The sequence below is a fragment of the Pseudomonas sp. CYM-20-01 genome (genome assembly GCF_023169845.1).
GTDB classification, from domain to species: domain Bacteria; phylum Pseudomonadota; class Gammaproteobacteria; order Pseudomonadales; family Pseudomonadaceae; genus Aquipseudomonas; species Aquipseudomonas azotoformans.
Genome location: NZ_AP025169.1, coordinates 6507340 through 6521307, shown reverse-complemented (window position 1 = coordinate 6521307; position 13968 = coordinate 6507340). Strand labels below are relative to the sequence as shown.

The following is a 13968-nucleotide window of genomic DNA, read 5'->3' as shown; positions in this document are numbered from 1 at the left end:
GGGGCATTTTCATGGGCGAGGCTTACAGGCCGTCGAGCATCGCTTTGTTACGCACCGCACCCTTGTCGGCACTGGTGGCCAGCAGGGCATAGGCTTTCAATGCGGTGGTGACTTTGCGCGGACGCTTCTCCACCGGCTTCCAGCCTTTCTTGTCCTGCTCGACCCGGCGTGCCGCCAGTTCTTCGTCGCTGATCAACAGGTTGATCGAGCGGTTTGGAATGTCGATCAGTACCTTGTCGCCGTCCTGCACCAAGCCAATCGCGCCACCGGCCGCGGCTTCCGGCGAAGCATGGCCGATGGACAGGCCCGAGGTACCACCGGAGAAGCGGCCGTCGGTGAGCAAGGCGCAGGCTTTGCCCAGGCCCTTGGATTTCAGGTAGGACGTCGGGTACAGCATCTCCTGCATACCCGGGCCGCCTTTCGGGCCTTCGTAGCGGATGATCACGATGTCGCCTTCCTTCACTTCGTCAGCGAGGATGCCACGAACCGAGCTGTCCTGGCTTTCGTAGATCTTGGCGCGGCCTTCGAACACGTGGATGGACTCATCCACACCGGCGGTTTTCACCACGCAGCCGTCCAGGGCGATATTGCCGTACAGCACGGCCAGGCCGCCTTCTTGGGAGTAGGCGTGCTCGACACTGCGGATGCAGCCGTTTTCACGGTCGTCGTCGAGGGTGTCCCAACGGGTCGACTGGCTGAATGCGGTTTGCGTCGGGATACCGGCCGGGCCAGCCTTGAAGAAGGTGTGCACGGCTTCGTCGTCGGTCTGGGTGATGTCCCACTTGGCGATGCCTTCGGCGATGGATTTGCTGTGTACGGTCGGCAGGTCGGTGTGCAGCAGGCCGCCACGGGCCAGCGAGCCAAGGATCGAGAAGATCCCGCCGGCGCGGTGCACGTCTTCCATGTGGTACTTCTGGATGTTCGGCGCAACTTTGCACAGTTGTGGCACGTGGCGGGACAGGCGGTCGATGTCGCGCAGGTCAAACGCGATCTCGGCTTCCTGGGCGGCGGCCAGCAAATGCAGGATGGTGTTGGTGGAACCGCCCATGGCGATGTCCAGGGTCATGGCGTTCTCGAACGCCTTGAAGTTGGCGATGTTACGCGGCAACACCGACTCATCGTTCTCGCCGTAGTAGCGCTTGCACAGCTCGACGATGGTGCGGCCGGCCTCCAGGAACAGTTGTTCGCGGTCGCTGTGGGTGGCCAGTGTCGAGCCGTTGCCCGGCAAGGCCAGGCCCAGGGCTTCCACCAGGCAGTTCATCGAGTTGGCGGTGAACATGCCGGAGCACGAGCCGCACGTTGGGCAAGCGCTGCGCTCGTATTCCGCGACCTTCTCGTCAGAAGCGCTGGAATCGGCGGCGATGACCATGGCGTCGACCAGGTCGAGGCCGTGGGAAGCGAGCTTGGTCTTGCCGGCTTCCATCGGGCCGCCGGACACGAAGATCACCGGGATGTTCAGGCGCAGGGCGGCCATCAGCATGCCGGGGGTGATCTTGTCGCAGTTGGAAATGCACACGATGGCGTCGGCGCAGTGGGCGTTGACCATGTACTCCACGGAGTCGGCGATGATCTCGCGGCTCGGCAGGGAATACAGCATGCCGTCATGGCCCATGGCGATGCCGTCATCCACGGCGATGGTGTTGAACTCTTTGGCGACACCGCCGGCGCGTTCGATCTCGCGGGCGACCAGCTGGCCCAGGTCCTTGAGGTGGACGTGGCCGGGTACGAATTGGGTGAACGAGTTGGCAATCGCGATGATCGGCTTCTTGAAGTCGTCATCTTTCATCCCCGTGGCACGCCACAGTGCGCGCGCGCCGGCCATGTTGCGGCCGTGGGTGGATGTTTTCGAGCGGTAATCTGGCATGGAGCACTCCGGGCGGCTAATCAAGTACTAAAGGGGAGTGAGCTTCTATTTCACTACTGGAACACCCGAAAAATGGCCGTGTGTCCGGAAGTTGCCACTCGCGTCGCGGGATCGCCGCGTGCTTGGGCCTCGAGCTCATAAACCCGCCGGGGGATGACTGGCGATGAATAGGGCCGATTCTACACCGCTGGCGGCGGGAGGGAATGACCGAAACCGTGAAGATAGCGGCTACGGGACGTGCGGGTGACGCCGCGCCCATGCGTTCAGGGCCAGGGCGACGGCGCTCAGCATCAGAAAGCACAGACCCAGCGCGGTACTCAGATGGTGGGTAAAGGTGCTGATGAATGCACTGATAAGACCACCGGCAATGAATAGCACTGCCGCCACCGCTGAGGCCGCCGTCCCTGCATTGTCCGGAAACAAGCTCATGGCCTTGGAATTGGAAATGGGGCGGGTGATGGTCGTGCCTGCTGTGCAGAGCAGCATGGGCACCAGCACGGTCGGGGTTGATAAGCCGAACTGATAGGCGAGGACCAGCATGACGATGCCCGAGATCGCGATCAGCACCAGCCCGGTGGCCATCTGGGTCGCGGCCGGTAGTCGCTTGTGCAAGAAGCCCGCACTGACACCGCCCAGTACATAAGCGGCGCCGTAGAGGAGCAGGGTCAACGAGTATTCGTGGGGCGTCAGCTGCAACTGGTCCATGAAAATCAGCGGTGACACAACGATGAACGAGAAATGACAGGCGAAGGTAATCGCGGAGATCGTGGCATAGCTGGCGAAGTGCCGGCTGGCGAAGACCTTGGTGTAGGCCTTGAACATGCTTTGGCGGCTTGGTGCCGCTTGAGGCAAGCCGCCATGGAGTAGCCGGTGAGCCATGATCAGGGTGGCTGCACAGAGCGCTATAAACACATAGAAGCTGGCTTGCCACCCCCCGTGCAGTTGCAGCCACGCGCCCAGCAGCGGGGAAACCGAAATGAAAATTCCCCCGGCCGTAGCCATGGCGATCCGCAACCGCTCTTGTTCTCTGCCGAAGAAAAGGTCCTGCACCAACGCTTGGGACAGTATGAAACCGCCGCAACCCATGGCCTGGATGACGCGAAAGAACAGGAATTGGGCGGTCGTGCTGGCGGTTAAACACCCGGCCGCACCCATGATTGCGACGAGCATGCTGGCCAGTAGCAGCTTCTTGCGGCCGATCCTGTCGGACAGCGGGCCGATCAACAGCATGGCGCAGGAAAAGCCAATGGCGAACAGGCTGACCGAGCGGGCGACCTGGGTGGTGGAGGTGGAGAAGTGTTCCGCCAGGGCGGGAAAGGAGGGCAGCACGACGTCAAGCGGGAAGACGCCCAGTAGGGTCATGGTCATCAGCCAGAAAACAATGAAAGGTTTTTCAGCCTGTGTGATTGCCGTTGACATGGGCGAGCCTCGATTCCGTGAGGGGGTCGAGGATCGAGCCTGAGCAGAGGAAAGTCAAAACCTGGTGCGGGGCGAAACTTCCTGAAAGCCTGTAGGAACCCGGAGGCCCCTACAGGCCAACGGCATCAGCTATTCGGCAACAGCCGGCACGTAATGCTCTTGATATACCGCGTCTCGGCAATCGCTGGGTGCACCGGATGATCCGGACCCTGGCCACCACGTTCCAGCATCTGGATATTACGGTCCAGGTGACGGGCGCTGGTCAGCAGGATGTTTTGCAGGTCGTCTTCCGGCAGGTGCATGGAGCACGACGCGCTGACCAGGATGCCGTCCTTGCTGAGCAGGCGCATGGCTTGCTCGTTGAGGCGGCGGTAAGCGCCTTCGCCGTTTTTCATGTCTTTCTTGCGTTTGATGAAGGCCGGCGGGTCGGCGACGATCACGTCGAAGCGTTCTTCGCTGGCTTTCAGTTCTTTCAACGCTTCAAAGACGTCGCCTTCGATGCAGGTCATCTTCTCGGCAAAGCCGTTCAGCGCGGCGTTGCGCTCCACGCCGTCGAGGGCGAAGGCGGAGGCGTCGACGCAGAACACTTCGCTGGCGCCGAAGGCTGCGGCTTGCACGCCCCAACCGCCGATGTAGCTGTACAGGTCCAGCACGCGCTTGCCCTTGGCATACGGGGCCAGGCGGGCGCGGTTCATGCGGTGGTCGTAGAACCAGCCGGTCTTCTGGCCCTGGATTACCGGGGCTTCGAATTTCACGCCGTTTTCTTCCAGCGCCACCCACTCCGGCACCAGGCCGAATACGGTTTCGACGTAGCGGTTGAGGCCTTCGGCGTCGCGCGCGGCGGAGTCGTTCTTGAACAGGATGCCGCTTGGCTTGAGCACTTGGGTCAGGGCGGCGATCACGTCTTCTTTATGCGCTTCCATGGTCGCCGAGGCGATCTGCACCACCAGGATGTCACCGAAACGGTCGACCACCAGGCCCGGCAACAGGTCGGAATCGCCGTAGACCAGGCGGTAGAACGGCTTGTCGAACAGGCGATCGCGCAGCGACAGGGCGACGTTCAGGCGGTGCACCAGCAGCGACTTGTCCAGCGGCAACTTGATATCGCGCGACAGCAGGCGGGCGCAGATCAGGTTGTTCGGGCTCATGGCCACGATGCCCAGGGTCTTGCCGCCGGCCGCTTCGAGGATGGCCTGGTCGCCCGCCTGGAAGCCGTGGAGTGGGGTGGCGGCCACGTCGATTTCGTTGCTGTAGACCCACAGGTGGCCGTTGCGCAAACGACGATCGGCGTTGGCTTTGAGACGCAGGCTTGGCAGGGACATGACGTCGCTCCGGAAAAAAGAGCGGGAGTATACCTGTTGCGGCGCGGTTCATGTGGGAGTGGGCTTGCCCGCGATGCAGGCGGCGCGGTGTATCTGACGTACGGCGGTGATGCCATCGGGAGCAAGCGCCCTCCCACATTTAGTCCGGTTTCAATCGGGCATTTGGGTGTCGGTCAGGTTTGCTTAGGGGTTAGAATCCCCGCCTAGCCCAGAGTGTGTACTTATGTCCCAAGAGCTTTCCGCCGAACAGATCCAACAGGCCCTGCAAGGCATCAGCGTGCCGCCCCAGCCGCAAATCATGGTGGATTTGCAGATGGAGCAATACATGCCCGATCCGGACCTGGAAGTGATCGCACGGCTGATCTCCCAGGACCCGGGCCTGTCCGGCGCGTTGCTGAAGATCGTCAACTCGTCGTATTACGGCCTGAGTAACAAGATCGCTTCGATCCAGCGCGCGGTGAACCTGCTGGGCAGCCGCTCGATCATCAACCTGATCAATGCGCTGTCGATCAAAGGCGAGATGAGCGACGACACCATCGTCACCCTCAACCGCTTCTGGGACACCGCCCAGGATGTGGCCATGACCTGCCTCACCCTGGCCAAGCGCACCGGCGCCCAGGCGGTGGACGAGGCCTATGCCCTGGGCCTGTTCCACGACTGTGGCGTGCCGTTGATGCTCAAGCGCTTCCCCAACTACATGTCGGTGCTGGAGCAGGCGTATGCAAATGCCGGCCCCGATTGCCGCGTGGTCGATACCGAGAACAACGCGTTCAACACCAACCATGCGGTGGTTGGCTACTACACCGCGAAATCCTGGCGCCTGCCGCAGCATGTGACTGACGCCATCGCCAACCACCACAACGCCCTGGCGATTTTCAGTGATGAGTCAGCGCGCAATTCGCAATTGAAGAACCTGCTGGCGATCCTGAAAATGGCCGAGCACATCTGCTCGTCCTACCGCGTGCTGGGTAACCAGGCGGTGGACCATGAGTGGAACGCCATCGGCCACCTGGTGCTGGATTACGTGGGGCTGTCGGACTACGACTTCGAGAGCATGAAGTTGTCGATCCGCGAACTGGGCGCCCACTGATCCTTCCTTCAAGAGGTACACATGCCCGAGTTACCAGAAGTCGAAACCACCCGGCGCGGGATCGCGCCGCACCTGGAAGGCCAGCAGGTCAGCCGCGTGGTGGTGCGCGAGCGACGCTTGCGCTGGCCGATCCCGGAAGACCTCGATGTGCGCCTGTCCGGCCAGCGCATCGTGCTGGTGGAGCGGCGGGCCAAGTACCTGTTGATCAATGCCGAAGTGGGCACCTTGATCAGCCACCTCGGCATGTCGGGCAACTTGCGCCTGGTAGAGGTTGGCATGCCAGCGGCCAAGCATGAGCATGTGGATATCGAACTGGAGTCCGGCCTGGCCTTGCGCTACACCGACCCTCGGCGGTTTGGCGCGATGCTCTGGAGCCAGGACCCCCACAACCATGAACTGCTGATCCGCCTGGGGCCGGAGCCGCTGACCGACCTGTTTGACGGTGAGCGTCTGTTCCAGCTGTCCCGTGGGCGGTCGATGGCGGTGAAGCCGTTCATCATGGACAACGCGGTGGTGGTGGGTGTGGGCAATATCTACGCGACAGAAGCGCTGTTTGCGGCGGGGATCGATCCGCGTCGCGAGGCCGGCGGTATCTCACGAGCACGTTATTTGAAGCTGGCGATCGAGATCAAGCGCGTGCTGGCGGCTGCCATCGAGCGTGGCGGCACCACGTTGCGCGACTTTATCGGCGGCGACGGGCAACCGGGCTACTTCCAGCAGGAACTGTTCGTCTATGGCCGGGGCGGCGAGGCGTGCAAGGTCTGCGGCAGCGAGTTGCGCAATGTGGTGCTGGGACAGCGCGCGAGTGTGTTTTGCCCTAAGTGCCAGAGCTGATTGATGGGTGATTGCTGATATTGCCATCGGGGGCAAGCCCCCTCCCACAGTGAAAGTGTTCGCAATCCAAATGTGGGAGGGGGCTTGCCCCCGATGAGGTCATGACAGGCGCTAAAGGTGGGTCAGGCCTTACCGGTAATCTTGCGGTACTTCTCCATCAGTTGCTCTTGCGTCTCTGGATGGGCTTCATCCAGCGGAATGCAATCCACCGGGCACACTTGCTGGCACTGAGGCTCGTCGTAGTGGCCGACGCACTGGGTGCACAGGTTCGGGTCGATCACGTAGATCTCTTCGCCTTGGGAAATTGCGGCGTTCGGGCACTCGGGTTCGCAGACGTCGCAGTTGATGCAATCGTCGGTGATGATCAGGGACATGGAAACTCCTGCCAGGGCTGTCAGCCAAGGCATCTGAAAACTAATGCGCGCAATTGTGCCGCATTGGCGCCCGCAGTGCGAGCAGGCGCCGATTGGGGGCTTATTTCTTGAAGCGCAGGGTCAGTGCATCCGCCACGGCCGGGTGCACGAACTTGGTGATATCTCCGCCCAAAGCGGCAATTTCACGAACCAACGTCGAGGAAATGAACGAATAACGCTCCGACGGCGTGAGGAACAAGCTTTCCACGTCCGGCGCCAATTGGCGGTTCATGTTGGCCAGCTGGAATTCGTATTCGAAGTCCGACACCGCACGCAGGCCGCGCAGGAACACATTGGCATTCTGCTCCTTGGCGAAATGCGCCAGCAGTGTGGAAAAGCCCACCACTTCCACATTGGGCAGGTGTTTGGTGACCTCACGCGCCAGCTCCACGCGCTGTTCCAGGGGAAACAGCGGGTTTTTCTTGGGGCTGGCTGCGACCGCGATGATCACATGGTCGAACAAGCGTGAGGCACGTTCGACCAGATCGCCATGGCCTTTGGTAATCGGGTCGAAGGTACCTGGGTACAACACTCGGTTCATCGCGTCGTCCTGGCGGAGTCCGTTGGGGAACCGGATGGTATCGCAGCCGTCCCGGTCGGGAAAGTCAACTTATGCAGAAGAAAGCACTATAGACACGGCGAATACTGTGTTTTTTCACGCTGTTTTCAGACGTTCGGCCAACGCTGTCGCCAGTTGGGCGGTCAAACCGTACACCGATAATTGTGGATTGGCCCCAATGCTGGTGGGGAATAGAGAACCATCGTGGATCGACAGATTGCGCAACTGGTGATGGCGACCCAGGCTGTCGGCCACTGCGTTTTTCGGGTCTTCACCCATGGCGCAGCCGCCCATCACATGGGCGCTGCCTAGCGTGGTTCGGTGCAGTTCCAGGTTCAACCCGTCAATCACACGGCGTGCCTCGGCCAAGGTGTTCACGAACCGCGCGTCGTGGTGTAGCGGCTTGACCGACTTGGCGCCCGCCGCGAACTGGATCTCGGCCATGCTGTGAAACGCCCGGCGCAGGCCGTCCCAGGCATAGGGGGAGACCTGATAATCGAGCACCGGCGTACCGTCACCGCGTAAATCCACGCTGCCGCCCTGGCTGTCGGGGTGAAAACCGTCACGCAACAGCGCAAGCATGGCGTGGGTATGCGGCAATTGGCTCATGTCCAAGGCGTTCTGCGTGCCATAGCCGCCGAACAAGGTGCTGGCTAAGCCTGGATGCAGGGGCGGTGCTTCCAGCTTGTAGGACATTTTGCCGGTAGTGCCGTCCTGCCATTGAAAGTGATCGGAATAGATCGACTGCGGCGCGCCGTAGAACGGGTTGATCACCTCGTCGAACAGCCCGGCGGAGAAGTTCACCAGATGCAGAAAGGTACGCTTGCCTAGCCGCGAGTGCGGGTCGGGTGCATCCGAGCGCATCAGCAGCGCCGGGCTGTTGATGCCGCCGCCGGAGAGCACGTAATGCCTGGCCTTCACGGTGATCCTGCGTCCGGTAGGCGCCACGCAACGCTCGTCCATCGCCACGCATTCCAGGCTACTGATAGCGTCGCCTTTATAGAGGAGGCGCTCGGCGCGGGCCAGGTACAACAGCTCTCCGCCTTTTTCCAGGGTGGACGGGATGGTCGTCACCAGCATCGACTGCTTGGCATTGACTGGGCAGCCCATGCCGCAATAACCCAGGTTGAAACAGCCGCGCACGTTACGTGGGATCACATGCCAGCTGTAGCCGAGCTTTTCGCAGCCTTTGCGGATGACATCGTTGTTGGCATTCGGGGGGATGGCCCACGGTGCGATGCCCAGGCGCTGCTCCATCTTTTCGAACCACGGTGCCATCTCGGCGCTGCTGTGGCCTTTCACCGCGTATTCGCTGGCCCAGTGGGCGAGGGTGGCGTCCGGGGTGCGAAAGCTCGACGTCCAGTTGATCAGCGTGGTGCCGCCCACCGCCCGGCCTTGCAGGATGGTGATGGCGCCGTCCTTGCTCATGCGGCCGATACCTTCCTGGTACAGGCTGGCGTAGGCCTCGTCTTCCAGCAGTTTGAAGTCACTGCTGGTCTTGAGCGGGCCTTCTTCGATCAGCAGCACCTTGTAGCCGGCGGCGCTGAGAATCTCGGCAGTGGTGCCGCCACCGGCGCCGCTGCCGATGATCGCCACATCGGCTTCCAGGGTCAGGTCGTTATCGAGCGCGGCGCCATTGTGGGTTTTCCAGCCACGGGCCATGCCGTCGCGGAACAGGTCGGGTACGGGCATCAGGGTCGTCTCTTGTTTTTATGGGGGGGGGGCCGAATCAAATCTTCGGTGGGCCGGGGTAACCGCAATGCGCCCAGGACGCCGGCTGGAAATACCAGGCCATGATCACCAGCTTGAGCAGCGAGCCCTGGCCCATGCGCAGCAGGTTCAGGTAGCTGTTTTCCCAGCGGTGCAGGAAGTTGCGTATCTGCTCGCCGCTGGCGTTTTCCCAACTGCCCCAGATCCCGGTCAACGGCCCACGGGTAACGCCCATGCCCAATACGTCGAACAGTTGCTGGGTGAGCTTGAACATCTCCGGCGACAGGTGTTGCAGGCTGTAGTCGAGCTTCTTAAGGGTGTCTTCAATCCCGCTGGCAACTTCCTGGGCGCTGGCCACGCCTTCGAGCAGCACCGGGATCACCGCGCGCAGGAACGGCAGGTCACTGCTGCGCAGCATGGCGAAACCGCTGGCCGGCGTGCTGCTGGAGCAACCGCTGAGGCTGGCGCCCAACCCGGCGGTCGCCAGGAAGGCGCTGGCGCACAGGCCAATCTTCAAGACGCCGCGCCGCGACAGCGCGGGTGAATCAGTCAGGCTAGGGTTCATTGTTATTGTTATCCCGTGGGTGGCGGTTTCAGCGGACGAACAGCTTCTGGATCAACTTCTGGATGGCTTTGCCGTAGGGCGGGTAGATCAGTTTCGCCGCGTTCAGGCGCTGCTTCACCAGTACACTCTTGGCTTTGCTGAACGTCAGGAAGCCTTCGTGGCCGTGGTAGTGGCCCATGCCCGACGGGCCGATGCCGCCAAAGGGCATATCGTCCTGAGCCACATGCAGCAGCGTGTCGTTCAGGCATACGCCGCCGGAGTGGGTTTCGTGGAGCACGCGGTCCTGCTCGCGCTTGTTGTAGCCGAAGTAGTACAGGGCCAGTGGGCGAGGGCGTTGGTTGATATAGGCAAAGGCCTGGTCGATACCGCGATACGGCACGATCGGCAGTACCGGGCCGAAGATCTCGTCCTGCATCACGGTCATGTCATCGCTGACATTCAGCAACAGGCTGTGGGCCATGCGCCGCGCCTGGCCCTGGTCGTACAGCGGGATCAGGGTGGCGCCTTTGTCGGTGGCGTCCTTGACGTAGGCATTCAGCCGGGCCAGTTGCCGTTCGTTGATGATGGCGGTGTAGTCCGGGTTGTCGGCCAGGGTCGGATAAAACCCGCGAACAGCCTGGGTGTAGGCCTCGACGAACGCATCAACTCGGTCTTCAGGTACCAGCACATAGTCCGGCGCCACGCAGGTTTGCCCGGCGTTCAAGGCTTTACCGAAGGCGATACGTTCGGCGGCGTCCTTGAGCGGTACATCCGCAGACACGATGGCCGGCGACTTGCCGCCCAACTCCAGGGTGACCGGCGTGAGGTGTTCGGCCGCCGCACGCATCACATGCTTGCCAATGCTGGTGGCGCCAGTAAACAGCAGGTGGTCGAAGGGTAGCTTGGAAAACGCCATGCCTACCTCGGCTTCACCCAGCACCACGCACACCAGGTCTTCGGGGAAGACTTTCGCCAGCAGCGCCTTGAGCAACTCGCCAGTGGCGGGGGTGGACTCACTGAGCTTGAGCATCACCCGGTTGCCCGCCGCCAACGCGCCGACCAGCGGACCAATGGCCAGGTACAACGGGTAGTTCCAGGGCACGATCACGCCAACTACGCCCAACGGTTGATAAATGACTTTGGCCGAGGCTGGTTGGAAGGCTATGCCTACAGCCCGCCGGGAAGGTTTCATCCAACCCTTGAGGTGTTTGCTGGCATAGTGAATGCCATGCAGGCTGGGCATCAGTTCGGCGAACAGGGTTTCGTCGGCACTGCGGTGGCTGAAGTCCTGGCTGATCGCGTCGATCAGCGCCTGGCGCTCGTCGCTGAGCAGATCGCGCAGGGCCTTGAGCCATTGCTGGCGCTGCGTGGCTGGCGGCATCGGGTTGGCGGCGTAGGCGCGGCGCTGGGTATCGAACAGGTGCTGGAGCTGGTCCAGTGCCTGGGAATCTTGCAGATAGGCAACGTTGGCAGACATGGCGGCGTTCCCGATAGTTATAGGTCTGCCTGGATTTTTAGAGTCATTACTCTAAATTGTCAAATAACATTGCAGCAACATCCGGTTTTATCCGTGCAAGGATAGGCCGTAAGATGCCTTATCACGTGTAAAGAAGCTGATCCCCTATGGCACCACGAGTAAAGACCAGCGAGCGCATTGTGCAAACCAGCCTGGAGCTTTTTAACCAGCAGGGCGAGCGCAGTGTGAGCACCAACCACATTGCCGCCCACATGGAAATTTCGCCGGGCAACCTGTACTACCACTTCCCCAACAAGCAGGCGATCATCGCCGTGCTGTTTCGCGAATACGAAGCCCTGGTGGACAGTTTCCTGCGCCCGCCCCAAGGCCGCGCCGTCACCGTCGAAGACAAACGCTTCTACCTGCAGGCCGTTCTGGCCGGCATGTGGCGCTACCGTTTCCTGCACCGCGACCTCGAACACCTGCTGGAAAGCGACCCGGAACTGGCCACCGGCTACCGGCGTTTTTCCCAGCGCTGCCTGACCCAGGGCGGCGCCATTTACCAAGGGTTTGTCGACGCTGGCATCCTCAATATGGACCCGGTGCAAACCGAAGCCCTGACCCTCAATGCCTGGATCATCCTCACCTCCTGGGTGCGCTTTCTGTGCACCACCAATGAAAACTCTGCACATTTGAGCGCCGAGGCGATCAAGCGCGGGGTGTATCAGGTGCTGGTGCTGGAGGCGGGGTTTGTCACGCCCCAGGCGAAGGAGGCCGTCGATGCCTTGTTCAAAGAATTTTACGTGCCGTTGAATCAGGCATTGGAAGAAGTGAAGTAGGACCTTTCCCGAATCTGTTCATAGGAGTCCGTCATGCCGCTCGCCCAATTGATCAGCCCCCAGCAACTGGCCGAGCGCCAGAAGTCGGCCGGGCTGGTGATCCTCGATTGCCGTTTTGCCTTGGAAGACCCGGACTACGGGCTCTGCAGCTATGCCGAAGGGCATATCGAGGGCGCGCAGTATGCTGACCTGGAGCGCCACCTCAGCGGGCCGGTGACCAAGGGTGTGACCGGTCGCCATCCGTTGCCGGAGGCAGATGCCTTCGCCGAGCAATTGCGTGCCTGGGGGATCAACGCCGACACCGATATCGTGTTGTATGACGACGGCCCTGGAGCCTATGCCGCACGGGCCTGGTGGTTGCTGGCCTGGCTGGGCAAGCGTGATGGCGTCTTTATTCTGGATGGTGGCCTCAAGGCCTGGCATGCGGCCGGGGTTCCGCTGAGCCTGGACGCACCGGTGGTTGAGCCGGGCACCTTTGTCGGTACGCCGGACAATCGCCTGGTGCTGGATGCCGAGCACCTGCAAAAACGCCTGGGCCAACCCGGGCTGACCCTGATCGATGCCCGCGCCCAGCCGCGCTTTCGTGGTGAAGTGGAACCCATCGACCCGATTGCCGGGCACATCCCTGGGGCGCAGTGTGCGGCATTCAACGAAAACCTGGGTCCGGACGGCCGCTTCTTGCCCGCCGAGCAGCTCAAGCAACGCTTCGCCGAAAAATTACAGGGGCGCTCGCCGGATGAGCTGGTGGCGTATTGCGGTTCAGGAGTGACAGCGTGCCATAACCTGTTCGCCCTGAGCCTGGCGGGTTACCCATTGGGCAAGTTGTATGCAGGGTCGTGGAGCGAGTGGATCACCGATCCGGCGCGGGCCATCGCTACCGGCGACTGAGTAACCAGGCCGGAATACGGCGCTCCAGATAGTAACCGGGGCGCTTCAACGTTCCATCGACAAAACCGACATGCCCGCCCTTGGCCAGCAATTCGAACTCGGTGCAGTCCGACAGCTCACTGGCCTCGGGCAGGCTGTGGGCAAACACAAACGGGTCATCGGCGGCCTGGATGATCAGGGTGGGCGTGCGGATATCACCCAGGTAATAGCGGCTCGACGCGCGGCGGTAATAGTCCTCGGCACTCAGGAAACCATGCAACGGCGCGGTGACCCGGCCGTCGAAGTCCCAAAACGTGCGCATCTTCTCCAACGAGCCCAGGGCTTCAAGCGTCTTCAACCCTTCCGCCCGGCCGTCCTGTAGAAAACGGCGTTGCTTGACGCGGATATACGCCAGCATTTCCCGCATGAAATGCTTCTGATAGACCCGCGAAAAGCCCAGGCCGATACGGTCTGCGCATTGGTCCAGACGGAACGGCACCGACACCGCCGCCGCGCCTTGCAGCCCCGATGCCTCGCCGGTTTCGCCCAAATGCTTGAGCAGCACATTGCCACCCAGTGAGTAACCCACCGCATACAGCGGCGCCAGCGGTCGCTTGGCCCGCAGATGGGCAATCGCCGCCGCCAGGTCTTCGCTGGCGCCGGAGTGATAGCTGCGCGCCAACAGGTTCGGTTCGCCCGAGCAGCCGCGCCAGTTCAACGCCGCGCTGGCCCAGCCTTGCGCGGCCAGGGCTTTTTGCAGGCCGGCCACGTAGGGCGAGTTGGAGGAACCGGTCAACCCGTGCAGCACCAGCACCAACGGTGCTTGCGCGTCATGGGGGCCATGCCAGTCGAGGTCGAGGAAGTCGCCGTCGTCCAGCCACAGGCGTTCGCGTTGGCGTTCGATGTGGGTGGTGGGGCGCCACAGCGGCCCCCACAGTGTCTGCAGGTGGGGGTTGCCGAGGCCGAAGGCGGGGGTGAACAGGTCGGAAGAAGGGGTCATGACACGCTCTGCTGCGGATGCATTTAACTGTGGCGAGCGGGCTTGCCCCGC

Annotated in this window: 13 protein-coding genes; 4 read left to right on the top strand and 9 right to left on the bottom strand. The window is 61.9% G+C overall.

What is annotated here, in order from left to right:
• Window positions 1–22: 22 nt before the first annotated feature.
• The 3 genes from ilvD to M2497_RS29830 form a co-directional block, all read right to left on the bottom strand.
• The gene (ilvD, locus tag M2497_RS29840; protein ID WP_248485124.1) at window positions 23–1864 is read right to left on the bottom strand and encodes a dihydroxy-acid dehydratase; all 1842 of its coding nucleotides are present in this window, start codon (window positions 1862–1864) and stop codon (window positions 23–25) included.
• A 228-nt stretch (window positions 1865–2092) separates the two neighbouring features.
• Window positions 2093–3283, bottom strand: coding sequence for an MFS transporter (locus tag M2497_RS29835; RefSeq protein WP_248485122.1), 1191 nt, complete (start codon window positions 3281–3283; stop codon window positions 2093–2095).
• A 125-nt stretch (window positions 3284–3408) separates the two neighbouring features.
• On the bottom strand, window positions 3409–4605 hold the full coding sequence (locus tag M2497_RS29830) for a class I SAM-dependent rRNA methyltransferase (RefSeq protein WP_003195152.1): 1197 nt from the start codon (window positions 4603–4605) through the stop codon (window positions 3409–3411).
• 277 nt (window positions 4606–4882) lie between these two features.
• On the opposite strand from M2497_RS29830, the gene M2497_RS29825 reads away from it, so the two are divergent.
• Both M2497_RS29825 and mutM read left to right on the top strand, forming a co-directional pair.
• Window positions 4883–5695 (top strand): HDOD domain-containing protein, encoded by an 813-nt coding sequence (locus M2497_RS29825; protein ID WP_248488271.1) that lies wholly within the window; start codon window positions 4883–4885, stop codon window positions 5693–5695.
• Window positions 5696–5716: 21 nt separating this feature from the next.
• On the top strand, window positions 5717–6529 hold the full coding sequence (gene mutM / locus M2497_RS29820; protein ID WP_248485120.1) for a bifunctional DNA-formamidopyrimidine glycosylase/DNA-(apurinic or apyrimidinic site) lyase: 813 nt from the start codon (window positions 5717–5719) through the stop codon (window positions 6527–6529).
• A 122-nt stretch (window positions 6530–6651) separates the two neighbouring features.
• On the opposite strand, the gene M2497_RS29815 is transcribed toward mutM, so the two are convergent.
• The 5 genes from M2497_RS29815 to M2497_RS29795 form a co-directional block, all read right to left on the bottom strand.
• A complete protein-coding gene (locus tag M2497_RS29815; protein ID WP_003176712.1) occupies window positions 6652–6903 on the bottom strand; it encodes a YfhL family 4Fe-4S dicluster ferredoxin in 252 nt (83 codons plus the stop codon).
• 100 nt (window positions 6904–7003) lie between these two features.
• Window positions 7004–7483: a pantetheine-phosphate adenylyltransferase gene (gene coaD, locus M2497_RS29810; protein ID WP_003176711.1), complete on the bottom strand. Its 480-nt coding sequence runs from the start codon at window positions 7481–7483 to the stop codon at window positions 7004–7006.
• A 114-nt stretch (window positions 7484–7597) separates the two neighbouring features.
• The gene (locus tag M2497_RS29805; protein ID WP_248485113.1) at window positions 7598–9193 is read right to left on the bottom strand and encodes a GMC family oxidoreductase; all 1596 of its coding nucleotides are present in this window, start codon (window positions 9191–9193) and stop codon (window positions 7598–7600) included.
• 37 nt (window positions 9194–9230) lie between these two features.
• On the bottom strand, window positions 9231–9776 hold the full coding sequence (locus M2497_RS29800; protein WP_248485111.1) for a twin-arginine translocation pathway signal protein: 546 nt from the start codon (window positions 9774–9776) through the stop codon (window positions 9231–9233).
• 28 nt (window positions 9777–9804) lie between these two features.
• Entirely contained in the window at window positions 9805–11232 is a 1428-nt protein-coding gene (locus tag M2497_RS29795) for a coniferyl aldehyde dehydrogenase (RefSeq protein WP_248485109.1), read from the bottom strand.
• A 146-nt stretch (window positions 11233–11378) separates the two neighbouring features.
• On the opposite strand from M2497_RS29795, the gene M2497_RS29790 reads away from it, so the two are divergent.
• The gene (locus M2497_RS29790) at window positions 11379–12050 is read left to right on the top strand and encodes a TetR/AcrR family transcriptional regulator (RefSeq protein WP_016976019.1); all 672 of its coding nucleotides are present in this window, start codon (window positions 11379–11381) and stop codon (window positions 12048–12050) included.
• Between the two features lie 33 nt (window positions 12051–12083).
• Window positions 12084–12938, top strand: coding sequence for a sulfurtransferase (locus M2497_RS29785; protein ID WP_248485107.1), 855 nt, complete (start codon window positions 12084–12086; stop codon window positions 12936–12938).
• On the opposite strand, the gene M2497_RS29780 is transcribed toward M2497_RS29785, so the two are convergent.
• The gene (locus M2497_RS29780) at window positions 12925–13917 is read right to left on the bottom strand and encodes a hydrolase (protein WP_248485106.1); all 993 of its coding nucleotides are present in this window, start codon (window positions 13915–13917) and stop codon (window positions 12925–12927) included. The genes M2497_RS29785 and M2497_RS29780 overlap by 14 nt on opposite strands.
• Window positions 13918–13968: the final 51 nt, after the last annotated feature.

Coding starts and splice junctions, on each gene's coding strand:
- ilvD (WP_248485124.1), bottom strand. CDS start 1,864: ATGCCAGATTACCGCTCGAAAACATCCACCCACGGCCGCAACATGGCC.
- M2497_RS29835 (WP_248485122.1), bottom strand. CDS start 3,283: ATGTCAACGGCAATCACACAGGCTGAAAAACCTTTCATTGTTTTCTGG.
- M2497_RS29830 (WP_003195152.1), bottom strand. CDS start 4,605: ATGTCCCTGCCAAGCCTGCGTCTCAAAGCCAACGCCGATCGTCGTTTG.
- mutM (WP_248485120.1), top strand. CDS start 5,717: ATGCCCGAGTTACCAGAAGTCGAAACCACCCGGCGCGGGATCGCGCCG.
- M2497_RS29815 (WP_003176712.1), bottom strand. CDS start 6,903: ATGTCCCTGATCATCACCGACGATTGCATCAACTGCGACGTCTGCGAA.
- coaD (WP_003176711.1), bottom strand. CDS start 7,483: ATGAACCGAGTGTTGTACCCAGGTACCTTCGACCCGATTACCAAAGGC.
- M2497_RS29805 (WP_248485113.1), bottom strand. CDS start 9,193: ATGCCCGTACCCGACCTGTTCCGCGACGGCATGGCCCGTGGCTGGAAA.
- M2497_RS29800 (WP_248485111.1), bottom strand. CDS start 9,776: ATGAACCCTAGCCTGACTGATTCACCCGCGCTGTCGCGGCGCGGCGTC.
- M2497_RS29795 (WP_248485109.1), bottom strand. CDS start 11,232: ATGTCTGCCAACGTTGCCTATCTGCAAGATTCCCAGGCACTGGACCAG.
- M2497_RS29790 (WP_016976019.1), top strand. CDS start 11,379: ATGGCACCACGAGTAAAGACCAGCGAGCGCATTGTGCAAACCAGCCTG.
- M2497_RS29785 (WP_248485107.1), top strand. CDS start 12,084: ATGCCGCTCGCCCAATTGATCAGCCCCCAGCAACTGGCCGAGCGCCAG.
- M2497_RS29780 (WP_248485106.1), bottom strand. CDS start 13,917: ATGACCCCTTCTTCCGACCTGTTCACCCCCGCCTTCGGCCTCGGCAAC.